The following is a 25,239-nucleotide window of genomic DNA, read 5'->3' as shown; positions in this document are numbered from 1 at the left end:
GCCACGGATGTGGTGATCAGCCGCGGAAATGCTTGGAAAGCTTGAGGCCCTGCGCCTGATAATTCGAGCCAAGGCCGGTGCCGTAGAGGCCCTGAGGCTTTTCCAGCATGTGCTCGTAGACGAGCCGCCCGACGATCTGGCCGTCTTCCAGGATGAAGGGCACTTCGTGGCTGCGCACTTCCAGCACGGCGCGGCTGCCGCGGCCGCCTGCGGCTTCATGTCCGAAGCCGGGATCGAAGAAGCCGGCATAATGAACGCGGAACTCGCCGACCAGCGGATCGAAGGGGGTCATTTCGGCCGCGTAAAGCGGCGGCACATGCACGGCTTCGCGGGAAACGAGGATGTAGAACTCATCCGGATCGAGGATCAGTTCGTTGCGGCCGCGGCTATAGAGAGGCTCCCAGAAATCGAAGACATCGTGCTCGCCCTTCTTGTCGACATCGACGACGGCGGTGTGATGCTTGCCGCGATAGCCGATCAGGCCGTTGGCATCGCCCTTCAGATCGATCGACAGGGCAATGCCGCCACCCGACACGTTCGGCCTGGTCGATGCGACCAGCGTTTCGGTTTCATGCAGGTGAAGGACTTCCGGTTCAGACAGGAGCGCATTGCCGATGCGGAAGCGGATCTGCGACAGGCGCGAACCCTGGCGGGCAACGATCGGGAAGGTGCGCGGAGAGATTTCGAGATAGAGCGGGCCGCGATAGCCGGCCGGGATCTTGTCGAATTCCTGTGCGTGATCGGTGATGACGCGGGTGAAGATATCGAGGCGGCCGGTGGAGGATTTCGGATTGGCCGAAGCCGACATGGTGGCCGGCAGGTCGAGGCTTTCCATCAACGGCACGATATAGACGCAGCCGGTTTCCAGAACCGCGCCATGCGACAGGTCGACGACATGCAGGCTCAGCCGGTCGAGCTTGTCGGCCACGAGACTGTTGGGGCCCGGCATGAAGGAGGCGCGGACGCGGAAAGCCTTGGCGCCGAGACGCAGGTCAAGGCTTGCCGGCTGGATCTGATCGCGGTCCAGTTCGCGTTCGGAAACCAGCCGTCCCGTTTCAAATAGGTCCGCAATTGCGCGGTCCGCCAGAATTCCCGTGTCGCGAGCCATCATGTCACTTCCAAATTTGTGGCGGTGACAAAACCAAATGCGAGCCATTGACGCAAGCAGATGCGAGGCGTAAGGCAGCTTTATCCCGTGGTGATTTGCCGGTCGGCTTGCAGCCACGTTAAACAAGTGGCTAAAAAGACCGGGTTTTTAAAACCGGTCTGCTTTCGCGGCCGGTTTTTTTTGTTTTGGAATGAGGACTGACATGACAAACAAATTTCGCCCGGCGACCACACTCGTTCACGGCGGCACGCTGCGCTCGCAATATGGCGAGATGTCGGAAGCGATTTATCTGACGCAGGGCTTTGCATACGACAATTCGGAAGCGGCTGAAGCCCGCTTCAAGGGCGAGACCGAGGGCTATATCTATGCCCGCTACGGCAGCCCGACCAATGACATGTTCGAAAAGCGCATGTGCGCGCTCGAAGGTGCAGAAGAAGCCCGCGCCACGGCATCCGGCATGGCCGCCGTTTCGGCAGCCCTGCTCTGCCAGCTGAAAGCCGGCGATCATATCGTCGCAGCCCGCGCGCTGTTCGGTTCCTGCCGCTGGGTGGTCGAGACGCTCGCTCCCCGCTACGGTATCGAATGCACGCTGGTCGACGGGCGTGATCTCGCCAATTGGGAAAAGGCGATCCAGAAGAACACCAAGGTATTCTTCCTCGAAAGCCCGACCAACCCGACACTCGAGATCGTCGACATTGCCGGCGTTGCCAAGCTTGCCAACCAGATCGGCGCCAAGGTCGTGGTCGACAACGTGTTCGCCACGCCGCTCTTCCAGAAACCGCTGGAACTCGGTGCACATATCGTCGTCTATTCGGCCACCAAGCATATCGACGGCCAGGGACGCAGCCTTGCCGGCGTCATACTCTCCGACAAGGAATGGGTTACCGAGCACCTGCAGGACTATTATCGCCATACCGGCCCGGCCATGTCGCCGTTCACCGCCTGGACGCTGATCAAGGGCCTGGAAACCCTGCCGCTGCGCGTCAAGCAGCAAACGGAAAACGCCTCGAAGATAGCTGACTTCCTCGCTGACAGCAGCAAGGTCGCGAAGGTGATCTATCCGGGCCGCAAGGACCATCCGCAGGCCGATATCATTGCCAAGCAGATGTCGGGCGGATCGACGCTGGTCTGCTTCGAATTGAAGGGCGGTAAGGAAGCGGCCTTCAAGCTGCAGAACGCGCTGGAAGTGGTGACCATTTCCAACAATCTCGGCGATACGCGCAGCCTGATCACCCATCCCGCAACGACGACGCACAAGAACCTGACGGACGAGGCCCGCGCCGAACTCGGCATCTCGCCGGGAACCGTGCGCTTCTCCGCCGGCATCGAGGACAATCAGGACCTTCTGGACGATTTCGCCAGGGCGCTCGCCTCGATCTAAGGGCCCCGACAAACCGGATATGGTGAATTCGCCTCAGGCGGATTCACCATATCAGTTATCCCTAATCTCAAGAAGTCATCACAGTTTCTCGCGTAAACCGCGAGTTTTCTTGACCTTCGTGCCGGCCTGTACGATATCCGATTCACTAGAGTTGAGGTATTTGTCGATGTATCGCGCCCGGACGAGAGATATAGAAGTGGCTGTCGAGCCCTACTATCTCGAAGAACAGTCCAGCCCGGAAGAAAGCCGCTATGTCTGGGGCTATCGTATCGTGATCGAGAACCATTCGATCCATACGGTCAAGCTTGTGCATCGCTATTGGCACATCACGGACCAGAATGGACTGGTGGACGAAGTCGATGGTCTCGGCGTCGTCGGCGAACAACCGCGTCTGCAGCCGGGCGATAGCTACGAATACTCTTCCGGCTGCCCGCTCGACACGCCGTCGGGCATGATGTTCGGCCATTATGACATGCAGACCGAGGAAGGCGAGGTGTTCAAAGTCGACATCCCCGCCTTCTCGCTGGATTCACCCGGGCAGACCCGCGTGCTGAACTGAGCCCGAAAAGCCCCGCTCAGGCCGCAGCAAACTCAGCCACTTCATACCGATAGGTCGTCGAGCAGAATTCGCAGGTGACGGAGATCGCGTCATCTTCCTGGCTCGCCTCGATCTCTTCTGCCGTAAAGCCTGCCAGAACGCCCTTGATCTTGTCGCGCGAGCAGCTGCAACGGTCGACTACGGAGTGAGGCTCATAGACCCTCACGCCCCGCTCATGGAAAAGCCGGAAGAGCAGCCGCTCGATCGCGACCTGCGGATCGGTAAGCTCGTCCGTATCGATCGTCTCAACCAGCGAGCGCGCCTCGTTCCAGGCATCGTCGGCCACATCGGTCTCGCGCTCGTCGCCATCGCCGCCGTGGAGATCGGGATGGCGCATGCGCTCCGGTGCCTGCGGCAGAAACTGGGCGATGAGGCCACCGGCCCGCCAGTTATGGCGCGGCTTGCCGTCGGCATCGCGGTCGTAGAGCTCGGCCACACCAAGGCGCACCCGCGTCGGGATCTGTTCCGACTGGCGGAAATAGACGCCGGCGATCTCTTCGAGCGAGGAACCGTCGAGCGGCACGATGCCCTGATAGGGCTGCATGCCCTTGCCCTGATCGATGGTGAAGGCAAGCACGCCCTCGCCAAGCAGTTCGGGCGGGGAGACCTTGCCGTCCTTGATCGCGGCAGCGAGCGCATCCTCGTCGTAACGGGCGTAGGCGCGCAGTGCATCCGGCGTCGAAAAATCGGCGACCAGAAGATCGACAGGGCCGTTGCCCTTAGTCTGGATCGTGAACTTGCCATCGAACTTGAGGGAGGTTCCGAGCAGGGCCGTCAGCACGATCGCCTCGGCCAGCAAGCGCGCCACCGGTGCCGGATAGGCATGGCGGGCGAGGATGGCATTCAGCATCGGCCCCATCTGCACCGCACGGCCACGCACGTCGAGCCCTTCCACCTGGAAAGGCACGACCCTGTCATCTCCCGCAAAACGGAGATCGTTCAGCTCGACAGTTGCTTCCGCCATCATTTACTCCTTCGCGCCGATAGCACGACCTTTACACAAACGGGGCGCCAAGCGGAACCGCTGGCCGCCGGAAAGGTATCGGCAATGGGTGTTGAAGCGCCGGAGGCCGCCCGAGGCAGGCGTCCAGCGCGTTGGAAAACCGACAGATGGTGTGGCCTTCCGTCCAGTTCAAGATCCAGTGAAACGGGCTCAGACGGCGCCGAAGCACCAGGCGAGGATCGACTTCTGCGCGTGCAGGCGGTTTTCCGCCTCGTCGAAGACGACCGACTGGGGACCGTCGATCACCGCGTCCGTCACTTCCTCGCCGCGATGGGCCGGCAGGCAGTGCATGAACAGCGCATCATCCTTGGCGTGCTTCATCAGGGCATCGTTGACCTGATAGGGCTGGAAGATGTTGTGGCCGCGTGCCTTGTGTTCCTGGTTCATCGATACCCAGGTATCGGTAACGACGACGTCTGCACCATTCACGGCCCGTTCGGCATCGTGGCAGAGCATGATGTTGCCGCCGTTGTTGCGCGCCCAGTTGAGGATCTTGTCGTCGGGCTCCGAGCCCATCGGCACCGCCATGTTCATGCGATAGCCGAAGCGCGCCGCCCCTTCGACCAGCGAATGGAGCACGTTGTTGCCGTCGCCGGTCCAGGCGATCGTCTTGCCGGCAACCGGGCCGCGATGTTCCTCATAGGTCATCAGATCGGCCATGATCTGGCAGGGATGGGTAAGGTCGGTCAGCGCGTTGATGACCGGAACGGTCGCATGTTCGGCCATTTCCATCAGCCGAGCATGGTCTGTCGTGCGGATCATGATCGCATCGACGTAGCGCGACAGAACCTTGGCCGTGTCGCCGATCGTCTCGGCGCGGCCAAGCTGCATTTCGGTGCCGGAGAGAAATAGCGTCTCGCCGCCGAGCTGGCGCATGCCGACATCGAAGGAGACGCGGGTACGAGTGGACGGCTTTTCGAAGATCATCGCCAGCATCTTGCCGGCGAGCGGCTTGTCTGCCGTGCCGGCCTTGGTCGCCTGCTTGCGGGTCTTCGCGTCATCGAGGATGGTGCGCAGATCGGCCGAGGAGACGGCGGAGAGATCGAGAAAATGCTTTGGTGATGCCATGACTGGTTCCCTGAACGAGGGAACCAGAAAAGGCGCCCTCTCCCTTGATCCTTAAGCGGATTTTTTCAGCTGTTCTGCGGAAAGCGCTTCCGCGGCCCGCTCTATGCGGGCCAAGCCCTCGCGTGCCTCTTCGGCGGTGACGACGAGCGGCGGCAGAAGACGCACGACGTTGTCGCCGGCCGGCACGGCCAGCAGATGTTCGTTGCGCAGGCCGGTCACGAGATCGCCGGCCGGTATCTTGGCCTTGACGCCGAGAAGCAGGCCCTCGCCGCGGATATCCTCGATCACCGTCGGGAAGCGGTCTTTCAGAGCGGCAAGGCCCTGACGGAAGACAAGTGCGACATCACGGACGTTTTCGAGGAAGCCGTCGGCCAGCACGATATCGAGGACCGCATTGCCGCAGGCCATGGCCAGCGGATTGCCGCCATAGGTGGTGCCATGAATGCCGGGCTTCATGCCGGATGCGGCTTCGGCCGTGGCAAGGCAGGCGCCGAACGGGAAGCCGCCGCCGATGCCCTTGGCGATCGCCATGATATCGGGTGTAACGCCTGCCCATTCGTGGGCAAACAGCTTGCCGGTACGGCCGACGCCGGTCTGTACCTCGTCGAGAATGAGCAGCAGGCCCTTTTCGTCGCAGATACGGCGCAGTTCCCGCATGAATTCCTTCGGAACCGGGCGAACACCGCCTTCGCCCTGGATCGGCTCGATCAGCAGGGCGCCGGTGTTCTCGTTGATCGCCGCATTCAGCGCATCGAGGTCGCCGAAAGGCACCTGATCGAAGCCTTCGGCCTTCGGGCCGAAACCTTCCATGTATTTTTCCTGGCCGCCGGCGGCGATCGTCGCGATGGTCCGGCCGTGGAAGGCACCTTCGAAGGTGATGATGTGGAACTTTTCCGGATGGCCCTTGGAGAAATGATAGCGACGGGCCGTCTTGATGGCGCATTCCAGCGCTTCGGCGCCCGAATTGGTGAAGAAGACCTTGTCGGCGAAGGTGGCTTCCGTCAGCCTGCGGGCAAGACGCTCCTGCTCGGGGATTTCGTAGAGGTTCGACAGATGCCAGACCTTCTCGGCCTGCGACTTCAGCGCGGCGACGAGGTGAGGGTTGGCATGGCCGCAGGAGGTGACCGCAACGCCGGCGCCGAAATCGAGATATCGCTCGCCGCTTTCCGTCACCAGCCATACACCCTCGCCGCGCTCGAAGCGCAGGGGGGCCCGGGCAAACGTGTCGAAAAGCGCAGATTCAGCCATGGCGACAATCACTCCTAAGGCGTCCAGCAATGGACATTCCAGAAAATCAAAATGCCGCCCACGGGGCGGCGGCGGCACTATCACCATTCACCTGGGGAAAGTCAACAAAAGTCATGAAAACACGGCAATTTGAGTGCCATTTCAGCCGAAATTTCGGTCGGCCGAAGCTGTGACAAAAATGACTCTCTCAGAAAGCAAGTTGGGGAAAACCCGGAAAACGATTCGCGGCGATTCCGGGGACTCTTGTCACGGAGTCCGCCGACCTCTAGGTTAATGATCAATTACTAGACTGCATGCGGCGGAACTAGTCACCAAAAGCATAGATGTAGTGCGTGTTGCGGAATGTCTTCCGCGGCAATGGTGAGGGATTCTGCATGCCACCAACGTTCAAAGGCGGAGAACGGGCATGAACTGGACGGACGAGCGCGTCGAGAAACTCAAGAGGCTATGGGCCGAAGGCCTGAGCGCCAGCCAGATCGCGGCGCAGCTTGGTGGCGTCAGCCGCAATGCCGTCATCGGCAAGGTCCACCGCCTCAACCTGCCGGGTCGCGCAAAGGCCGGCGGCACCGTTCCGACCAACCGCGCTCCCAAGCGCCCTGCAGCTGCCGCTCCCCGGGCTCCGAGCTTTGCTGGTCGCGCGCCCACCCGCACGATTGCTCGCCCGGTCGGTGCTACGGCACTCAAGGAAGAGGTCGAGTTCGAGGCATCGCAGGAACTGGTCTATCGCCCGGCTTCCAACGTCGTCGTTCCGATCTCCCGCAAGCTTGCCCTGACCGAACTGACCGAACGCACCTGCAAGTGGCCGGTCGGCGATCCGCTGACCGACGAATTCCACTTCTGCGGCTGCGAGTCCCCGGACTCCTCGCCCTATTGCAACTATCATGCAAAGCTCGCCTATCAGCCGGTCCACGACCGCCGCAAGGCTGCAACACGCTCCTGATCCAAGGCTGGATCTTCTGGAAAAAGCGGGCTCGAAGCCCGCTTTTTTGTTTGCCGCAATCGGGCGAGCGACCTGCGACACCGCGGCGCCAGAGAAAACTTGCGGACAGGCTTTCAAACCACTATCTGATGTGCCGTGAGGACGGCCTCCCCCAGAACGGGTATCAATCGCCGGGACGACCCGGCAGAGCCCATGGGGTTTGCAGACATGCGCAGCACAAGCGATCATATTCGCCACGCCATCAGTTTCGAAATCATCGGACTTGCGATCTTCACGCCGCTGGCGGCATTCGTGTTCGGCCTGCCGGTCAGCCATATTGGTGTCGTCGGCATCGTCTCGGCCACGGTGGCGACGGGCTGGAACTATCTCTACAATCTCGGCTTCGACCAGTTGATGCAGAAATTTCGCGGCGGCACGCAGAAAAGCGTGTGGCTGCGGGTCGCGCATTCGGTGCTGTTCGAGCTTGGCCTGCTGATCGTGCTGATGCCGTTCATCGCCTGGTATCTCGGCGTCGGCCTCCTCCAGGCACTGGTGATGGATATATCTTTCGCGCTGTTTTACCTGGTCTATGCCTTCTTCTTCAATCTGGCCTATGACAGGCTATTCCCCCTGCCCGAATGGCGAGAGCAGGCCAGAGCCTGAAGGTTACGACAGAAACGAAAACAGCCCGAGGTGAGTGATCACGCTCGGGCCGGGATTTCACACGTTGCGATCGACGTCCGATCAAGACTCCATCGAATAGCCCGCGCCGCGAACGGTGCGGATGACATCCTGCATGTTGGAAAAGTTGAGCGCCTTGCGCAGGCGGCCGACATGGACGTCGACGGTGCGTTCGTCGACGTAGATGTCATGGCCCCAGACGCCATCGAGAAGCTGCGAGCGGGAAAAGACGCGGCCGGGCGAAGTCATCAGGAATTCCAGAAGGCGGAATTCCGTCGGCCCGAGACGGACTTCACGGCTCTTGCGATGAACGCGGTGCGTTTCGCGATCGAGCTCAATGTCTCCGCAGCGCAAGACGCTGGAGAGAACTTCGGGCTTGGCGCGGCGCAGCATCGCCTTGACGCGAGCCATCAGCTCCGGCGTCGAGAATGGCTTGACGACGTAATCGTCGGCACCGGTGGCCAATCCGCGAACACGTTCGCTCTCCTCGCCGCGTGCCGTCAGCATGATGACGGGAAGGCGCTCGGTTTCGGGCCGCATGCGTAGACGCCGGCAAAGCTCGATACCCGACACGCCGGGAAGCATCCAGTCGAGGATAAGAAGGTCAGGCGCACGTTCCTGCAGCCTGATCTCGGCTTCATCCCCTCTCAAGATCGTCTCGACCTCGTAGCCCTCGGCTTCGAGATTATAGCGGAGGAGGACGCTCAGCGCTTCCTCGTCTTCCACGACAGCAATTCTTGGCTGCATGCTCAATTCGCTCCGTCACATCAGCCCACCGAGCCCAAAGGGCTCAGTTGGCGAGAGCACCGACCGTGTTCGACGTATCGTCCTTCGGACGTTCGCCTTCCGGCTGGGCACCAGTCGTAATGTAGTAGATGGTTTCTGCGATATTGGTCGCGTGGTCCCCGATGCGCTCGATGTTCTTGGCGCAGAACAGCAGATGCGTGCAGGTGGTGATGTTGCGCGGATCTTCCATCATGTAGGTCAGAAGCTCGCGGAACAGCGACGTGTACATTGCGTCGATCTCTTCGTCGCGCAGGCGGATGGCTTCGGCCTTCTCCGCCGAACGGCTGGCATAGACGTCCAGCACTTCCTTGAGCTGGACGAGCGCCAGATCGGACAGATGCTCGATGCCGCGGGCGAGCTTGCGCGGTACGCCGGTGCCCTGCACCGCGATGACGCGCTTGGCGGTGTTCTTGCCGAGATCGCCGACGCGCTCCAGATCGGCTGCGATGCGCAGTGTGCCGACGATTTCGCGCAGGTCTGCCGCAACCGGCTGGCGGCGGGCAATGGTGCTGATCGCCTTGTCCTGGATCTCGCGTTCGCCGTGGTCGAGGATCACGTCGTCGGAGATTACCTTCTGCGCCAGCGAAGAGTCCGAATTGACCAGGGCACGCACGGCATCGCCGCACATCTGCTCGGCCAGGCCGCCCATTTCGGAGATGCGGCGGGTCAGGTATTGCAGTTCTTCATCGAAAGCCGATAGCGTGTGGGTCGAAGCCATCTTCGGGTCCTTCCGGAAACAATATTCACGAAAATCGTGCGACTGGGTCGCAGGGTTTTGGGCCTGAAACGAAACCGATCAGCCGAAGCGGCCGGTGACGTAATCCTGGGTGCGCTTCTCACGCGGAGAGGTGAAGATCTTCGCCGTCTCGTCGAATTCGATCAGCTCGCCGAGATACATGAAGGCGGTCTGGCGCGAGACGCGGGCAGCCTGCTGCATGTTGTGGGTGACGATGACGATCGTGTATTCGGCGCGCAGTTCGTCGATCAGTTCCTCGATCTTTGCGGTCGAGAGCGGGTCGAGAGCCGATGCCGGCTCGTCGAGCAGGATGATCTCCGGCTTGACGGCAACGGTACGGGCGATGCAGAGGCGCTGCTGCTGACCACCGGAAAGGCTTGTGCCGCTGGCATTCAGCTTGTCCTTGACTTCATTCCACAGGGCCGCACGGCGCAGTGCCGCCTCGACGCGCTCGTCCATCTCTGCCTTGGAGACCTGTTCATAGAGACGGACGCCGAAGGCGATGTTCTCGTAGATCGACATGGGGAACGGCGTCGGCTTCTGGAACACCATACCAACCTTGGTGCGCAGCAGGTTGAGGTCCTGGTTGCGGTCGAGAATGTTCTTGCCGTCGACCAGAACTTCGCCGTCGGCGCGCTGCTTCGGGTAAAGTTCGTAGATGCGGTTCAACACACGCAGCAGGGTCGACTTGCCACAGCCCGACGGACCGATGAAGGCGGTGACGCTGCGCTCGGGCAGGACCATCGAGATGTCCTTCAGGGCCTTCGATTCACCGTAGTAGAAGTTGAGATTCTTGATCTCGATCTTGGCGCGGTCGGAGACATTCTGCGGAGCAACTTTTTCCAAGGAAACCATTTCGGTCATTATCCTTCTTTACGTCCGGTGAGGCTGCGGGCGATGATGCTCAGCGACAGAACCGTGAGGGTGATGATGAGGGCACCGGTCCAGGCAAGCTGCTGCCATTCGGCATAGGGGCTCAGCGCGAACTGGAAGATAGTAACCGGCAGGCTGGCGATCGGCGCATTGAGATTGCTGCTCCAGAACTGATTGTTCAGAGCCGTGAAGAGAAGCGGTGCCGTCTCGCCCGAAATGCGGGCGATGGCCAGGAGCACACCCGTCACGATGCCCGACATCGCAGCGCGATAACCGACCGAGCGGATGACGATCCAGCGCGGCGCACCGATCGCGGTCCCGGCTTCGCGCAGGGCGTTGGGCACGAGGTTCAGCATGTCTTCGGTGGTGCGGACGACAACCGGGACAACCAGGATCGCGAGCGCCACGGAGCCGGCAATGCCCGAGAAATGCCCCATCGGACGGACCAGCAATTCGTAGACGAACAGGCCAATGATGATCGACGGCGCCGAGAGAAGGATATCGTTGATGAAGCGCACGATCATGGTCAGCTTGCTGAAGCGTCCGTATTCAGCCATGTAGGTGCCGGCAAGGATGCCGATCGGCGTGCCGATGATCATGGCGATGATCGAGACGATCACGCTGCCATAGATGGCATTGAGCAGACCGCCGGCGGAACCCGGAGGCGGGGTCATTTCGGTGAAGACGGCGAGATTGACGCCAGCCAGCCCCTTGTAGAGCAGCGCCCCGAGGATGAGTGCCAGCCAGGCGAGGCCGATTGCGGCAGCGGCGACGCAGAGACCCATCATCAATCCGTTGGTGGCCTTTCGGCGTGCATAGATCGTGCTCATGAGATCAAGCTCCTGCCTGGCGACCCATCCGCAGCAGCATGTAGCGGGCGGCTGCCAGAATGAGGAAGGTGATGAAGAAGAGGATGAGGCCGAGCGACATCAGCGACGATACGTAGAGATCGCCGTCAGCCTCGGTGAATTCGTTAGCGATCGTTGCCGAAATCGTCGTACCGGGCGCGATGATCGATGCGCTCAGGCGGTGCGAGTTGCCGATCACGAAGGTGACGGCCATGGTTTCACCGAGTGCGCGGCCGAGAGCCAGCATGACGCCGCCCATGATGCCGACCCGCGTATGCGGGATGACGATGCGGCGGATGACTTCCCAGGTGGTGCAGCCGATGCCGTAGGCAGATTCCTTCAGAACGCCCGGAACCGTATCGAACACGTCCCTGGTGATCGAGGCGATGAACGGCAGGATCATGATGGCCAGGATCAGCGACGAGGTCAAAACACCGATACCATAGGGCGGTCCGGCAAAAATGTCGGAGAGGACAGGCACATCGGCGAAGAGATTGATGAGGAAGGGCTGGACGGTCGCCTGCAGGAAGGGTGCAAAGACGAACAGGCCCCAGATACCGTAGATGATCGACGGAATACCGGCGAGAAGCTCGACGGCAATGGCGATTGGGCGACGCAGCGGGCGCGGGCAGAGTTCGGTCAGGAAGACGGCGATGCCGATGCCGACCGGAACGGCGATGACGATGGCGATGGCGGCGGTGACGAGCGTGCCGTAGATCGGCGCAAGCGCACCGAAGGTCTCGGCCACGGGGCTCCAGCGCTCTGTCGTCAGGAAAGCGGGACCGAAGGTCGTAAGCGCCGTCCAGGAACCGGTGACCAGCGACACGAAGACGCCGCCGAGGATCACAAGGACGATGATGGCAGCCAGGCGGCAGGCCCAATGGAAGATGGTATCGGTCAGGGCGAAATGCCGAACCACTTTTTCGCGTCTGCTATCGACGCGCTCCGCGATTGCCAAAGTCATGCTCCAGTCCTTGAAGTTTGGCCGGTTGAGGAGGGAAAGGGGGCGCGACGAACGCGCCCCCATCCAGTCACATTACTTTGCAGCGACGTCTTTTGCCCACATGGCTTCAACGCTCTTGACGACCTTTTCCGGCATCGGGATGTAGTCGAGTTCGTCAGCAAGCTTGGTGCCCTTTTCGTAGGACCAGGCGAAGAACTTCAGAGCTTCGGCGGTAGCAGCCTTGTCGTCCGGGGTCTTGTAGAGAACAACCCAGGTCGATGCGGTCATCGGCCAGGAGTCGGCACCCGGCTGGTTGGCGAGAATGACGCCGTAGCCCGGCTGGGAGTTCCAGTCGGCGTTGGCAGCAGCAGCAGCGAAGGTCTTGGAGGTCGGCTCGACCTTCTTGCCGTCCTTGTTGATCATGTCGGTGAAGATCAGCTTGTTCTGCTTGGCATAGGCGTATTCGACGTAACCGATCGAACCTGCCGTCTGACCGACGTTGGCAGCAACGCCTTCGTTGCCCTTGGCGCCGATACCGACCGGCCATTCGAGAGCCGTGTTGACGCCAACCTTATCCTTCCAGTCAGCCGAAACGTCGGCCAGATAGGTGGAGAAGTTGAAGGTGGTGCCCGAACCGTCAGAACGGTGAACGACAGCGATAGCCTGCGACGGCAGCTTGACGTTCGGGTTCAGCTTCTTGATGGCAGCATCGTCCCACTTGGTGATCGTGCCCTGGAAGATGTCAGCAAGGGTCTTGCCGTCGAGAACCATTTCGCCCGGCTTTACGCCTTCGATATTCACAACGGGAACGATACCCCCCATGATCATCGGGAACTGTGCAAGGCCGGTCGAGGTGAGGTCTTCGCCCTTGAGCGGAGCGTCGGTGGCACCGAAGGTGACCGTCTTTGCCTTGATCTGCTTGATGCCGCCGCCGGAACCGATCGACTGATAGTTCAGGCCGTTGCCGGTTTCCTTCTTGTAGGCGTCCGCCCACTTGGCGAGAACCGGGTAGATGAAGGTCGAGCCTGCACCGGTGATGTCGGCAGCATTTGCTGCGGTGGAAACAAAGCCACCGGCTACAGCGACAACAGCCGCAAGTGCCATTGGGCGGAAGAAGTTATTCATGAGGAGCTCCTCTTCGGATATTCGGCATCGACGCACCGCGCCGACAAAAGCGCCCTTCAAACAAGGGCAAGGACAATAGTTCGATCACGCGGCCCTAACCCGGAGCGCCGTGGAAACCATGAATTCCCTGTCGGCCTGCCCTGCGTTTCGTCGCCACACGAGACCAGGAAACCGGCGCTCGCAAGCATCTCTCTAGCTGCTCTAGCCACACCCTTTTATGTCACTTCGATGAAACATTTGTGACAGATTATCTATCTGATACTTATAGACAAACCCATTGCACAGCATTGCAATACTGGCTTTTTATGTCAAAATCTGACGGTAAAATCCGTCCCCTCGCCGATCTCGGACTTCACCACCAGGCGGGCGCGGTGGCGGGTGAGGATATGCTTGACGATGGCAAGGCCTAATCCGGTCCCCTTCTTGGACCGACTGTCGGCGACGCTGACGCGATAAAAGCGCTCAGTGAGCCGCGGCACATGCTCGGCGGGAATGCCCGGACCACGGTCGACAACACTGACTTCGACCGGCTGCGACGGGGCATTGCGCAGGAAGACGTCCACCACCTTGCCTTCCTGGCCATATTTGCAGGCGTTCTCGATGAGGTTCTCAAAAACCTCGACCAGTTCGTCGCGATCACCCAGAACCTCCACCTTTTCATCCGGCATATGGAGCCGGATCTCGACGCCCAGATCCTCAGCAAGCGGCAACAAGGCGTCGCGGACATGGCCGATGACGGGCCTCAGGTCGATGGTCTGGTCAGGTGCGATATGCGACTTCAACTCAAGGCGGGACAGGGAGAGAAGGTCATCGACCAGACGGCTCATGCGGGTCGCCTGATCGAACATGATCGCCAGAAAGCGCTCATGGGCGGCCAGATCGGACTTTGCCGGGCCCTGCAACGTCTCAATGAAGCCGCGCAGCGAGGCCAGCGGCGTGCGCAGCTCATGGCTGGCATTGGCGACGAAATCCGACCGCATACGATCGAGGCGGCGCAGTTCGGAAATATCGCGGAAGGACAACAGGAAAAGCTCGCCGGCGCGCGCCTCGTCATCCGAGGCCGGCACGATCAGAGACACGCGCAGGAGGAAGACGCGCTCGGAAGGAAGCCGCTCGGAATATTCGATCTGGTTGGGCTCGCCGGTAGCGATCGTCTCGTTGACCATATCGAGGATCCCCGGCGAACGAAGCCGGGCGGACAGATGCGAGCCTATGGGCAAAAGGCCGAGCGCCTTTTCCGCCGCCTTGTTTTCCCAGAGAACCACCGCCTCGGCGTCGAGAACGAGGACAGGCATGTCGAGAGCCGACAGCGTGGCAGCAATGGGCGGCAGCGGATCGGCAGGCGTGTCATCGTCGATAGACTGCCTTTGTATTTCGACGGTTTCCACCACCGGACGTCTGGACAATACGGCAACCACCAGCACCAGCCATGCCGGCAGGACCGCAAACCAGAGAATTCCGGCAACGGCGGCGAGGATTGCAACGAGCGTCAGCAGTAAAAGAAGAAGCCATTCACGCGCCACTGCCGCGACGACACCCCGACCTGCCTGCTCTGCACTCGACGCCATGAGACCCTCAACTGAGGCCCGGCCGAAAACGCCGGTGCCCTCCCGATAAACATGTGGTGATATAAGCTTTCCATGACACTTGTGCATCAAGCCCTCTGGAAAACCTATCCCGCAGTGCCACCTTCGGATAGCGTGGCGGCGACGCCGATTGCGATATCGTTGCAGAGATCACAGGCCAAGAGGAGAGCATGCATGTCAACAGGCGAAAGCAGGACGGTCGATCTGAAGATCGGGGGTAAGAAGCGCCAGTTCGACATCGACAATCCGACCCTGCCGGACTGGGTGGAGGACAATGCGCTGGCTTCGGGCGGCTATCCCTATGAAGACAAGCTGAACCGCGACAAATACGAGAAACAGCTGGAGAAGCTGCAGATCGAGCTCGTCAAGATGCAGTTCTGGCTGCAGGCGACGGGCAAGCGACTGATGGCGCTGTTCGAAGGGCGGGATGCCGCCGGCAAGGGCGGAACGATCTTTTCCATCCGGTCCTATCTCAACCCGCGTACCGCACGCGTGGTGGCGCTGACCAAGCCGACCGAGACAGAGGCAGGCCAGTGGTATTATCAGCGCTATGCAGATCATTTTCCGACCAAGGGCGAAATCGTTCTCTATGACCGGTCCTGGTATAACCGCGCGGTCGTGGAGCCGGTGATGGGGTTCTGCACGCCGGCCCAATATGACAGCTTCATGAAAGTGACGCCGAAGTTCGAAAAGCTGCTCGTCGAAGACGGTATCCATTTCTTCAAGTTCTGGCTCGATATCGGCCAGGAAATGCAGCTGAAGCGCTTCCACGACCGGCGCCACGACCCGCTGAAGATCTGGAAGCTCTCCCCGATGGACATCGCCGCCCTGACGAAATGGGACCAGTACACGGAGAAGCGCAACCGGATGCTGGAGGAAACCCATACTAAGGACGCGCCCTGGGCAGTCCTGCTTGCCAATGACAAGCGCCGCTCGCGGCTCAACGCGATCCGCCACATCCTTCTGTCGCTCGACTATGAGGGCAAGGACAAGGAGGCTATCGGCGAGATCGACGACAAGATCCTCGGCTTCGGCCACAAGTTCGCCAAGTAATCGACGGCAAGAACGGCATGTGGCGCATGTCACGATGCGCCACAAGGTCCCCGTTCCAATTCTAATTGAGGCACAGGTGCGGCAGGGCTGATCTTATTCGCCGGGCAATGCCCGGATCGAATAGATGAAGACCGAATTGCCGGTGCCGCCCATGCCGGTGTTGATCAGCAGGCGGCCGGGCGCGTTCGGTGCAGCCGTGCCGCTGAAATCCACCTTGAGCAAGGCGTCCTGCCTTTCCTGCGTGGCGGTAAACCTATGCCGCGAGCAGGAACCCAGGCTGCCGAAATCGCAGCTTACAGCAAACTGCGAAAGTTGGTTGCCGGCCGACTGAATGGTGATGGCAAATGTCGCGCTCTTGCCGGCAAGCTGGCGCAGTACGTCGACTGGCACAGTAATCGCCACGTCGCCGGCCTCGTTCGGGCTTGACGAGGTGATCTTGAGCGCCGGACCTTCGGAACCCGTGCCGATCTCAGCCTGCGCCTGGGCTTCGGCCTTGAAGGCTGACGTGTCCTTCGGCTCGAAAATATCGGCCCACTCGTCCGTAAATCCGCCGCGGGACGACAGCGCCGATGGCCCCTGTCCCGAAGCCTGCACGCCGGCGAGGCGGCTTGCGCTGCGCGTTGCGTCATCGATGACCGACTGGACCATGCCGGACTGATAGAAGATGTAGCAACCGACGGCGACAACCGCCAGGGTGATGATCCAGGTGATCAGACGGGAGAGAAGGCTGCGCTTGCGGCGGCCTCTTCTGCTGCGCCTTGCCGGCGCTTCGGCGGCAGCCTTGGCCTTTTTCTTCTTCTCCGCCTTGCGACCGGCCTTGCCGGACGGCATGTCGGCTTGCGGGACTTCGGGAAGCGGTGTCGAGACCGGCGCATCCCGATAGGCAGCGGGCACTTCGTCCGGCATGACGGATGGACCTGCACCACGATCAGCCTCCACGGAGGTGGAACGGGTGACACCACCGATCGCAGATGACCCGGCAGAGGAAGGAGAAACGGCCGCGCGCGGCGCGGCGGCCGGCATTTCTATTTCCGGTGGCTGCTCGCTTCTGCCGGAGGCTGCTGGGCTATCGCTGCGCATCACCGGATCGAGCAGGAAAGGATCGATCTGTTGCTCGCTTCGCGCCGGTTCCGCCACGCGCGCCATGCGATCGATTTCCTCGTCCTCGATCTCACGGATCTTCTCTTCCAGGCGCTTGCGCTGCTGCAGGATGACGAGATTGTCGGTCACGCCCTGCTTGCGCAGGCCGGCATCCAGCGCCTGTCGCGCCGACTGATAGATACGGGCGCGAACTTGACCATCACCTCGTTCGGCACGATCCAACGCATTACGTATGGCTGTTTCCAGGCCGCTCACTGCCGGTCCTTCCGGTTCATTTCACTTTCGGCGCGCACCTATCGAGCACCCCGCGTCTTAACTTCTCGGTAACGTCTCCGCCGCCGAACTGCAAGAAGGCGTCAGGCCTCGTCCCCTATCGATGGCTTCCAATATGCGTTGCTGCACCGCTTTCGCAGGCGCCAAACGGCCGGAACATGGTGGCAAATCCATGACAGGCGGTTCTTTTCGGCGAAAGACCGATGACTTCCCCCCGGCAAATTCATCTGATACACCATCTTACGTAAAGGTAATTCGGGAGGTTTCCTACATGCTTCCAGCGGTCCTTAAGGACAGGCTGCGCCTGCCGGTCGTGGCGTCGCCGCTCTTCATCATCTCGCATCCGGAATTGACGCTGGCGCAATGCAAGGCTGGAATCATCGGGTCTTTTCCAGCCCTGAATGCCCGGCCGGAGAGCCAACTGGACGAATGGCTGGCGCAGATCACCGAAGAGCTTTCCGCCCATGACGCCGCGCATCCGGACCGTCCCTCAGCACCTTTCGCCGTCAACCAGATCGTCCACATGTCGAACAAGCGGCTGGAACACGACCTGATGATGTGCGTGAAATACAAGGTGCCGATCGTGATCTCGTCGCTCGGCGCCGTGCCGGAAGTGAATGCCGCGATCCATTCCTATGGCGGCATCGTGCTGCATGACGTGATCAACAACCGGCATGCCAATTCGGCGATCCGCAAGGGTGCCGACGGCCTGATTGCGGTGGCGGCCGGCGCCGGCGGGCATGCGGGCACGCTCTCCCCCTTCGCGCTGGTACAGGAAATCCGTCAATGGTTCGACGGGCCGCTCCTGCTTGCCGGCGCAATCGCCACCGGTGGAGGCATTCTGGCGGCACAGGCGATGGGGGCAGACATGGCCTATATCGGTTCCCCCTTCATCGCGACCACGGAGGCACGCGCATCCGACGGCTACAAGGAGATGATCGTCGCCTCCAATGCCGCCGACATCGTCTATTCCAACTATTTTACCGGCATCCGCGGCAACTATCTGAGAGGCTCGATCACAGCGATGGGCCTTGATCCGGACGCGCTGCCCATCGCCGACCCGTCGAAGATGGATTTCGACAAGGCGACGACCGGGGCGAAGGCCTGGAAGGAGATCTGGGGCGCCGGCCAGGGGGTGGGAGCAGTCAAGGCCATCGAGCCGGTTACGGCGCTCGTCGACCGATTAGAAAGTGAATACCGCATGGCGCGCCAGAGGCTCGCCCTTTGAACGTGGACCGATGCGTTGAGCGGGAAAACCAAAGCGGAAAGAAAATCCCGGCTTGAAATTCTGATCCGATGCCTGTATCAGCGCCTCACCGTAGCGAGCCGACCGGTTCGCTGATGCCGCTTTAGCTCAGTCGGTAGAGCACATCATTCGTAATGATGGGGTCACGTGTTCGAGTCACGTAAGCGGCACCATTTTCCTTTCCCACAATATATAAAACAATGCGCGTGATGCATTTCTGATGCCGACTCGTGCAGATAAATGCCGATCATCATCGCAAGACCGGGGCATGTTCGCACGGCGTCTAGCCGCTGATGACCTATTATGCGGTCAGTTGCCAGACTTCGTCGGCAATTGCCATGGACGAGGTCAGGCCTGGAGACTCGATGCCGTAGAGAGCCACATAAGCGGGATGGCCCGTCGCCTGCGGCCCCTGGATGACGAAATCGCCGCCACCGCCGCCTTCCCGCCCGACCGTTTTCGGCCGCACACCGGCATAGGCGGGCTGCAGGGCACCGTCCTTCAGATGCGGCCAGTACTTGCGGATTGCGGCATAGAATTTTTCCGAACGGGCGGGATCGACATCGTAATTCGGTGCATCGACCCATTCGACATCCGGGCCGAAGCGGGCCTGACCGCCGAGATCGAGCGTCAGGTGGGTGCCGAGACCGCCCGGCTCCGGCACCGGATAGATCAACCGGCTGGCCGGCGCCTTGCCGGCAAGGGTGAAATAATTGCCCTTGGCATAGGCGCGGGTGGGAATGGTCGCCGGATCGAGCCCGCGCATGTTCTGCGAGACCGCCCAAGCTTCGAGCCCGGCGGAATTGACCACCAGCCGCGCCGTCGCCTCGAAAGGATCGGCACCGCCGACCGAAAGAAGCGCCCCTTCTTTCGTCAATTCGCCGGACAGGACCGGGGAATTGACGACGACCGAGCCGCCATGGGCCTCGATATCGGTGATATAGGCATCCATCAGACCGTGGCTGTCGATGATGCCGGTGGAAGGTGAGACTAGCGCGGCGTGGCCGTGGATCTCGGGTTCAAGGGCGTGGAGCGCTGCTGCATCGATCAGGTAGCAGTCATCGACGCCGTTGGCGGCGGCCTGTTTCAACAGTTTTTCAAGATAGGTGACTTCGTCCTCATTGGAGGCGACGACCAGCTTGCCGCATTGGCGATGGGGCACATGGCGTTCGCGGCAATAGGCATAGAGCGCCTGCCTGCCCTTGACGCAAAGCTCGGCCTTGCGGCTTCCGGCAGCGTAATAGAGGCCGGCATGGATCACCTCGCTGTTGCGCGAGGAGGTGATGCTGCCGGTCAGCGGCTCGCTTTCGAGAACGACAACCTCCCTGCCGGCGATCGCCAACCGGCGGGCAATCGCCAGGCCGACCACACCGCCACCGATCACGACACAGTCGAGCTCGAGAATTTCCCCCATGCAACTCCCCTTGCGCTCCGTTTGGCGAACTCTCCGGCGCGTTCTTTGGCTTTCGCCACGATCCGAATGATGTAGGACTGTATTCCTCAGGCAGGCGTGCAGCGAAAGCAAGCCGGAACTAATTTTGGGGAGGTTGAAATGACGAAGATTGTTTTTCTCGATCGCGATACGATCGGTCCGGCTGTGACGATTACCCGGCCGGACTTTCCCCATGAATGGGTCGAGTATGGCAAGACGGCGGAAATCGACGTGGCCGAGCGTATTCACGATGCCGATATCGTCATCACCAACAAGGCGCCGGTCAGGGACGCTTCGATTGCCGGCGCTGCGAAGCTGAAGATGATCACGGTGGCGGCGACGGGTTACGACGTCATCGATCTCGCATCGGCCAAGGCGCGCGGCATCGTCGTGTCGAATGTCCGCGGCTATGCGGTCAACACCGTGCCGGAACACACATTTGCGCTGATCTTTGCCCTGCGCCGCTCGATCATAGGTTTTCGCGAGGACGTGATCGGCGGCGAATGGCAGCGGGCCAACCAATTTTGCTTCTTCAACCATCCGATCCGCGATCTTGCCGGCTCGACGATCGGCATTCTCGGTGGCGGCACATTGGGCAAGTCTGTCGCGCGGATTGCCGAGGCGCTCGGCATGACGGTGCTGTTTGCCGGCCGCAAGGGGGCAAGTGAGGTGGCCGAGGGCTATACGCCGTTCGAAACCGTGCTCGAGACAGCAGATATCATCACGCTGCACATGCCGCTGAAGCCCGAGACGCGCGACCTGATCGGGATTGCGGAATTCCGCAAGATGAAGAAGCATCCGCTGATCATCAATACGGCACGCGGCGGGCTGGTGAACGAGGCGGATCTGGTCACGGCCATAAACGAGGGGCTGATTGCAGGTGCAGGCTTCGACGTGCTGACCAAAGAACCGCCGGCGGCCGACAATCCGCTGCTTTCAATCATCAGCCGACCGAACGTGATCCTGACGCCGCATGTGGCCTGGGCAAGCGACGAGGCGATGCAGGGCCTGTGGTCGCAGGTGATCGGGCATATCGAGAATTTCGAGAAGGGCACGCCGTCGAATGTTCTATGAGGACTGCGGCAATGTCCTTTCTTCCGTTTGCGTATATTCGGGAATAATCCGAAGTGGAAAACAAGATTTAGCGAAAGATTCAGCTCTTTCGGGCAGTTTCATTACATGGATAATCGTGGCCCCGCGTCCAGAACTCTCATGAGTTGAATTCGCATGACCGGCCGCTCTTTGGGGAAGGCCTTGGCTCATGATCGACCGTTTCAACGCTCCCGTGCGGGAATTCATTGCGGAAAACTTTCTGTTTCGCGCTGACGCCGAACTCGACGACGACCAGTCGCTGCTCGATAGCGGTGTGATCGATTCCACCGGTGTTCTGGAGGTGATCGCCTTTCTGGAACAGACATTCGGGATTTCGATCGCCGATGACGAGATCATCCCCGACAATCTCGACAGCATCAACAACATGACCCGCTATCTGGCGACCAAGCTGCCGGCGGCAGCCTGAGCTGCGCGAGGCGGCGCCCATGCGTATCGAGGATCACCTTCGTCAAAGCGCCGGCCGTCAAGGATCGAAGATCGCGCTGATCGCCGGGGAGACCTGGCTGAGCTATGCGGATCTCGACGGCCTGTCCGATCGCCTGGCCGCAGCACTGGTGGCGAGGGGTCTTGGCGCGGGCGATCGGCTGCTGATCCTTTCCGATAATTGTGCAGAGGCCGTCGTTGCCTTCTTTGCCAGCTGGAAGGCGGGGGCCGTGCCCTGCCCGCTCTCGGCCACGATGAAGCCGGACAAGCTGCGCGGCATCATCGACGCGACCGAACCATTTGCGATTGTTGCGCAGGCACGCCTTGCGCCGGTGGTGGATGCGGCCCTGGCGGGTGCTGCTTCAGCACCCCTGCCGATTTCGATTGGTTCGGCACCCGCGCAGGCGGCCGGCAAATGGCTGGCCTATGACGCCATGATTGCTGAAGACGGAGGCATGCCGGCGAGGCCGCCGGCCGGCCCCGAGGCGCTGGCAATGCTCATCCATACATCGGGCTCCACCGGGGCGCCGAAGGGCGTGATGCACAGCCATGCCAGCCTGCTCTTTGCCTGCGGCTCGATTGTCGAATATCTGCAGAATTCATCCGACGACATTGTCCTGAGCGTGCTGCCGATCTCCTTCGGCTACGGGATCACCCAGATCCTGACCATGGTGATGGTGGGCGGCACCTTGGTGCTGGAGAAGAGCTTTGCCTTTCCGCGCAAAACCCTGCAGCGGCTGCACGAGGCGAAGGCGACCGGCTTTCCGCTGGTGCCACCAATGGCCGCGCTGATTGCCGGCATGCAGGACCTTGAGCCGGGTTTCCTGCCTGCATTGCGCTACATCACCAGTGCGGCTGCCGCCATGCCGCCTGCGACCAGCGGGCGATTGCGCATGCTCCTGCCGGATGCAAAGCTTTTGCTGATGTATGGCCAGACGGAATGCATTCGCGCCACCTATCTGCCGGCGGAGGATGTCGACCGTCGTCCCTTATCGGTCGGCAGGGCCATTCCGGGTACGCGGGCTTTCGTGATCGGCGAGGATGGCCACGAAGCGCCAGCCGGTGCGATCGGCGAACTCATCGTCGAAGGGCCGCATGTGATGACCGGCTATTGGGGCGACGCGCTTGCCTCGACAACCAAGGTGGCGATGGCGACCGATGGCAGACGGCTTCATACGGGCGACCTGTTCAAGGCCGATGACGAGGGGTTTCTCTATTTCGTCAGCCGGCGCGACGACATCATCAAGACGCGCGGCGAAAAAGTGAGCCCGCAGGAAGTCGAGCGGGTGCTTTATGCGCTTGCCGGCATTCGCGAGGCGGCGGTGGCGGGCATCGACGATCCGGTCTTCGGGAAATTGATCCGTGCTTATGTGGCGCTGGAGCCGGGTGTCACGCTGTCCGAGAAAGAGATATTGCGCCACTGCACGGCTCATCTCGAAGATTACATGGTACCGAAAAGCGTCGAATTCCGCGATGCGCTGCCGAAGACGAGTACCGGCAAGATAAGGCTTAGCGCCGAAGCAATCCCTTCTTCTCCATTTGGCCCCGAAATCGAGGACAATGTCGCATGACCAACAGCCCTGCCCTTTCGAAAGGGACTGCCGCCTTTTCTGCCGAAAGCCTCGTGCTTGATGCGGAAGCCGAGATCGAGCGCATCTGCGACTGGCTGCGTCTCACCGTGCTCAAGGACCTGCGCAAGCGGGGTGTCGTGCTCGGGCTTTCCGGCGGCATCGATTCCAGCGTGACGGCGGCGCTCTGTGCGCGCGCGCTCGGCAAGGGCAAGGTAACCGGCGTGTTCATGCCCGAGCATGACAGCGACCCGGACAGTCTGCGGCTCGGCACGGCGCTGGCGGAAGCCGTCGGCATCGACACGGTGCTGGAAGATATCGGGCCATCGCTCGCCGCCCAGGGCTGCTATGCCCGCCGCGACGGCTTCATCCGCCAGATCGTGCCGGAATTTTCCGATGGCTGGGGCTGCAAGGTAGTGCTGGAGGATGCATTGACCGGGCGTGGCTACAATATTTCCTGGCTGGTGGTTGCCAACCCGCAAGGCGAGCAGAGCCGGCACCGGATGCCGCTCGACGTCTATCTCGGCATGATCGCAGCGGCGAACATGAAACAGCGGACCCGCAAGCAGATCGAATATTACCATGCCGACCGGCTGAACTTTGCCGTGGCCGGCACGCCGAACCGGCTGGAATACGATCAGGGCTTCTTCGTCAAGAACGGCGACGGGGCTGCCGATTTCAAGCCGATCGCGCATCTCTACAAGACACAGGTCTATCAGCTGGCCGAAGCTCTGGGCGTGCCGGAAGAAATCCGCCGCCGCCCGCCGACGACGGATACATGGTCGCTACCGCAGGGGCAGGACGAGTATTATTTCTCGCTTCCCTATGACCGGATGGATCTTTGCCTCTATGCGCTCGACCGGGGCATTTCGCGTGAGGAAACGGCCGAGGCGGCTTCACTGACGCCGGATCAGGTGGATGCCGTCTGGCGCAATATCGCCTCGAAACGCAAGGTGGCGGACTATCTGCATGCACGGCCGGTGACCATGCTCGACTGACCGAGCTCAGTCGAAATCGTCGCCGATCAGCCTTGTCCAGTTTTCACCGGCAAGGCCGCTGATCAAGGCTTCTCCCGCCTTGATTGGCTGAAGCAGGCTCTTGTCTTTGGCATGGGCGACGAAGAAGGCCCGGCCGTAAAACAGCGTCTTGCGGCTGATCAGTTCCGGCGTCAGCCAGGGATGGCCGGCACCGCGGACCGCCACACAGCCGGCTGCATCGGCCTGGGCAAACAGGTCGTCCACCAATTCGCCCGCCACGTTCGGGGCGCAAAGCGCCTGTAGCAGCCAGCCGATACCGCCGGGACGACCATAATAGACATAGCATCCGACCAGATCGCCGCTGCGATTTTCGGCAATGCGCCACGAGGGCTTGCCGAACTGGCGCTTGGCCTCGGCCTGATCCATGAACCATTGCAGCGAGGCTCGATCCCATTGCGGGCGCAGCGGAAACCGCTCGGCGAGTTTCAGCATGGCGTTGGAAAATTCTTCGCGGGAGGCATCCCAGAAATTCGTGCGGCCTATCCCCTGCATCGGCGGCACGCGAAAGCCCTTGAGGCCGGCACGCTCGATGATACCGTCAGTGAGCGAGGCGACGGGACGAAGGAAACGCGCCGCCTTCATGCCGCGTTCGGCGATCTGTATCGCCGTGCCGGCCGGGCGCAATACGCGCAGCCAGTTGAGGCTGTAGGCGATATCGAGCGGAAGCGCGAGTTTCTGCCACATGCCAAGCGCCACCGCATTGGCCGTTTCGGTCAGCGAAATATCCTGGGGGCCGGAAAGGAAGGCGCGCAACAGGCGCGCACCGGCAAGCGGGTTCTGCTCGTGGCGATCCACCATCATCGAACCGGCGAAAGCTGCACGCAGGAGGCGCCCCTCCAGTTCAAGGCGGGAGGGAAAAACGCCGATGAAACCTCCGATATTGCCGTCCGGATTGACGAAGACCTTGGAGCGGATCTCTTCGTCATACCACGGATGGTCGAACAGGGTTTCGCTTAGGTAGCTGACCATCGACGGGCGAGCCGGCTCGGACCGGCGAAAGGTCTTCTGAAACAGGGCTGCGACGGCGGGAAGATCTTCCCGTTCCAGATCACGTACGCCGCCCGCTTTTTCGACCATATCGCTCATCCCG

General features: G+C 61.1%; 25 protein-coding genes, 1 tRNA gene and 1 riboswitch. Of the genes, 12 read left to right on the top strand and 14 right to left on the bottom strand.

From position 1 onward, the window contains the following. Positions 1-16 precede the first annotated feature (16 nt). Positions 17-1,111, bottom strand: coding sequence for a 2'-deoxycytidine 5'-triphosphate deaminase (locus tag NCHU2750_RS00550; RefSeq protein WP_162939432.1), 1,095 nt, complete (start codon positions 1,109-1,111; stop codon positions 17-19). Between the two features lie 74 nt (positions 1,112-1,185). After that, positions 1,186-1,263, top strand: a riboswitch (SAM riboswitch). Between the two features lie 47 nt (positions 1,264-1,310). On the opposite strand from NCHU2750_RS00550, the gene NCHU2750_RS00545 reads away from it, so the two are divergent. Further along, entirely contained in the window at positions 1,311-2,489 is a 1,179-nt protein-coding gene (locus NCHU2750_RS00545) for an O-succinylhomoserine sulfhydrylase (RefSeq protein WP_119938664.1), read from the top strand. Between the two features lie 166 nt (positions 2,490-2,655). Then, the gene (gene apaG, locus NCHU2750_RS00540; RefSeq protein WP_119938663.1) at positions 2,656-3,048 is read left to right on the top strand and encodes a Co2+/Mg2+ efflux facilitator ApaG/CorD; all 393 of its coding nucleotides are present in this window, start codon (positions 2,656-2,658) and stop codon (positions 3,046-3,048) included. Positions 3,049-3,064: 16 nt separating this feature from the next. On the opposite strand, the gene NCHU2750_RS00535 is transcribed toward apaG, so the two are convergent. From NCHU2750_RS00535 to NCHU2750_RS00525, 3 genes are all read right to left on the bottom strand, one after another. Continuing rightward, positions 3,065-4,051, bottom strand: a complete 987-nt coding sequence (locus NCHU2750_RS00535) for an Hsp33 family molecular chaperone (RefSeq protein WP_119938662.1) — start codon at positions 4,049-4,051, stop codon at positions 3,065-3,067. Positions 4,052-4,240: 189 nt separating this feature from the next. Next, positions 4,241-5,158, bottom strand: coding sequence for an ornithine carbamoyltransferase (gene argF, locus NCHU2750_RS00530; protein ID WP_119938661.1), 918 nt, complete (start codon positions 5,156-5,158; stop codon positions 4,241-4,243). Positions 5,159-5,209: 51 nt separating this feature from the next. After that, on the bottom strand, positions 5,210-6,406 hold the full coding sequence (locus tag NCHU2750_RS00525; RefSeq protein ID WP_119938660.1) for an aspartate aminotransferase family protein: 1,197 nt from the start codon (positions 6,404-6,406) through the stop codon (positions 5,210-5,212). Positions 6,407-6,435: 29 nt separating this feature from the next. Here NCHU2750_RS00525 and NCHU2750_RS30270 point away from each other — a divergent pair, with 29 nt between their 5' ends. The 3 genes from NCHU2750_RS30270 (at position 6,436) to NCHU2750_RS00515 (ending at position 7,988) form a co-directional block, all read left to right on the top strand. Further along, positions 6,436-6,579 carry a hypothetical protein gene (locus NCHU2750_RS30270; RefSeq protein WP_162939431.1) on the top strand — a complete coding sequence of 48 codons (144 nt, stop codon included), beginning with the start codon at positions 6,436-6,438 and terminating at the stop codon, positions 6,577-6,579. A gap of 233 nt (positions 6,580-6,812) precedes the next feature. After that, complete coding sequence (locus NCHU2750_RS00520; protein ID WP_119938659.1) at positions 6,813-7,346, top strand: GcrA family cell cycle regulator; 534 nt, start codon at positions 6,813-6,815, stop codon at positions 7,344-7,346. Between the two features lie 207 nt (positions 7,347-7,553). Continuing rightward, the gene (locus NCHU2750_RS00515; protein WP_119942777.1) at positions 7,554-7,988 is read left to right on the top strand and encodes a PACE efflux transporter; all 435 of its coding nucleotides are present in this window, start codon (positions 7,554-7,556) and stop codon (positions 7,986-7,988) included. 81 nt (positions 7,989-8,069) lie between these two features. Here NCHU2750_RS00515 and phoB read toward each other — a convergent pair whose 3' ends face one another. From phoB to phoR, 7 genes are all read right to left on the bottom strand, one after another. Continuing rightward, positions 8,070-8,753 (bottom strand): phosphate regulon transcriptional regulator PhoB, encoded by a 684-nt coding sequence (gene phoB / locus NCHU2750_RS00510; RefSeq protein ID WP_119938658.1) that lies wholly within the window; start codon positions 8,751-8,753, stop codon positions 8,070-8,072. 43 nt (positions 8,754-8,796) lie between these two features. Then, entirely contained in the window at positions 8,797-9,510 is a 714-nt protein-coding gene (phoU, locus tag NCHU2750_RS00505; RefSeq protein WP_119938657.1) for a phosphate signaling complex protein PhoU, read from the bottom strand. A 78-nt stretch (positions 9,511-9,588) separates the two neighbouring features. After that, entirely contained in the window at positions 9,589-10,383 is a 795-nt protein-coding gene (pstB, locus tag NCHU2750_RS00500; protein ID WP_502703810.1) for a phosphate ABC transporter ATP-binding protein PstB, read from the bottom strand. 8 nt (positions 10,384-10,391) lie between these two features. After that, a complete protein-coding gene (gene pstA, locus NCHU2750_RS00495) occupies positions 10,392-11,231 on the bottom strand; it encodes a phosphate ABC transporter permease PstA (protein WP_119938655.1) in 840 nt (279 codons plus the stop codon). Positions 11,232-11,235: 4 nt separating this feature from the next. Further along, positions 11,236-12,213: a phosphate ABC transporter permease subunit PstC gene (gene pstC, locus NCHU2750_RS00490; protein WP_119942775.1), complete on the bottom strand. Its 978-nt coding sequence runs from the start codon at positions 12,211-12,213 to the stop codon at positions 11,236-11,238. Positions 12,214-12,285: 72 nt separating this feature from the next. Continuing rightward, on the bottom strand, positions 12,286-13,296 hold the full coding sequence (gene pstS, locus NCHU2750_RS00485; RefSeq protein ID WP_162939697.1) for a phosphate ABC transporter substrate-binding protein PstS: 1,011 nt from the start codon (positions 13,294-13,296) through the stop codon (positions 12,286-12,288). A 329-nt stretch (positions 13,297-13,625) separates the two neighbouring features. After that, positions 13,626-14,885, bottom strand: a complete 1,260-nt coding sequence (gene phoR / locus NCHU2750_RS00480; protein WP_119938653.1) for a phosphate regulon sensor histidine kinase PhoR — start codon at positions 14,883-14,885, stop codon at positions 13,626-13,628. A 192-nt stretch (positions 14,886-15,077) separates the two neighbouring features. Between phoR and ppk2 the strand changes: the two genes are divergently transcribed. Next, positions 15,078-15,956, top strand: a complete 879-nt coding sequence (gene ppk2, locus NCHU2750_RS00475; protein WP_119938652.1) for a polyphosphate kinase 2 — start codon at positions 15,078-15,080, stop codon at positions 15,954-15,956. Between the two features lie 93 nt (positions 15,957-16,049). Here ppk2 and NCHU2750_RS00470 read toward each other — a convergent pair whose 3' ends face one another. Beyond that, positions 16,050-17,312 (bottom strand): hypothetical protein, encoded by a 1,263-nt coding sequence (locus tag NCHU2750_RS00470; protein WP_162939430.1) that lies wholly within the window; start codon positions 17,310-17,312, stop codon positions 16,050-16,052. Between the two features lie 289 nt (positions 17,313-17,601). Here NCHU2750_RS00470 and NCHU2750_RS00465 point away from each other — a divergent pair, with 289 nt between their 5' ends. Both NCHU2750_RS00465 and NCHU2750_RS00460 read left to right on the top strand, forming a co-directional pair. Then, complete coding sequence (locus tag NCHU2750_RS00465) at positions 17,602-18,558, top strand: NAD(P)H-dependent flavin oxidoreductase (protein ID WP_119938650.1); 957 nt, start codon at positions 17,602-17,604, stop codon at positions 18,556-18,558. 115 nt (positions 18,559-18,673) lie between these two features. Next, positions 18,674-18,749: transfer RNA gene (locus tag NCHU2750_RS00460), tRNA-Thr, on the top strand. A gap of 128 nt (positions 18,750-18,877) precedes the next feature. Here the strand turns inward: NCHU2750_RS00460 and NCHU2750_RS00455 are convergent. After that, complete coding sequence (locus tag NCHU2750_RS00455) at positions 18,878-19,990, bottom strand: NAD(P)/FAD-dependent oxidoreductase (RefSeq protein ID WP_119938649.1); 1,113 nt, start codon at positions 19,988-19,990, stop codon at positions 18,878-18,880. A 138-nt stretch (positions 19,991-20,128) separates the two neighbouring features. Here NCHU2750_RS00455 and NCHU2750_RS00450 point away from each other — a divergent pair, with 138 nt between their 5' ends. The 4 genes from NCHU2750_RS00450 (at position 20,129) to nadE (ending at position 24,110) form a co-directional block, all read left to right on the top strand. Continuing rightward, positions 20,129-21,082: a D-2-hydroxyacid dehydrogenase gene (locus NCHU2750_RS00450; protein ID WP_119938648.1), complete on the top strand. Its 954-nt coding sequence runs from the start codon at positions 20,129-20,131 to the stop codon at positions 21,080-21,082. Between the two features lie 187 nt (positions 21,083-21,269). Further along, positions 21,270-21,527: an acyl carrier protein gene (locus NCHU2750_RS00445; RefSeq protein WP_119938647.1), complete on the top strand. Its 258-nt coding sequence runs from the start codon at positions 21,270-21,272 to the stop codon at positions 21,525-21,527. A 19-nt stretch (positions 21,528-21,546) separates the two neighbouring features. Next, a complete protein-coding gene (locus NCHU2750_RS00440; RefSeq protein ID WP_119938646.1) occupies positions 21,547-23,115 on the top strand; it encodes a class I adenylate-forming enzyme family protein in 1,569 nt (522 codons plus the stop codon). After that, complete coding sequence (nadE, locus tag NCHU2750_RS00435; protein WP_119938645.1) at positions 23,112-24,110, top strand: NAD(+) synthase; 999 nt, start codon at positions 23,112-23,114, stop codon at positions 24,108-24,110. The genes NCHU2750_RS00440 and nadE overlap by 4 nt, the downstream gene beginning before the upstream one ends. Before the next feature lie 6 nt (positions 24,111-24,116). Here nadE and NCHU2750_RS00430 read toward each other — a convergent pair whose 3' ends face one another. After that, entirely contained in the window at positions 24,117-25,226 is a 1,110-nt protein-coding gene (locus NCHU2750_RS00430; protein WP_119938644.1) for a hypothetical protein, read from the bottom strand. Positions 25,227-25,239 lie beyond the last annotated feature (13 nt).

The sequence above is a fragment of the Neorhizobium sp. NCHU2750 genome (assembly GCF_003597675.1).
Classification (GTDB): domain Bacteria; phylum Pseudomonadota; class Alphaproteobacteria; order Rhizobiales; family Rhizobiaceae; genus Neorhizobium.
Note: the sequence above shows the minus strand (reverse complement) of the source record. Positions and strands in the feature narration are given on the sequence as shown.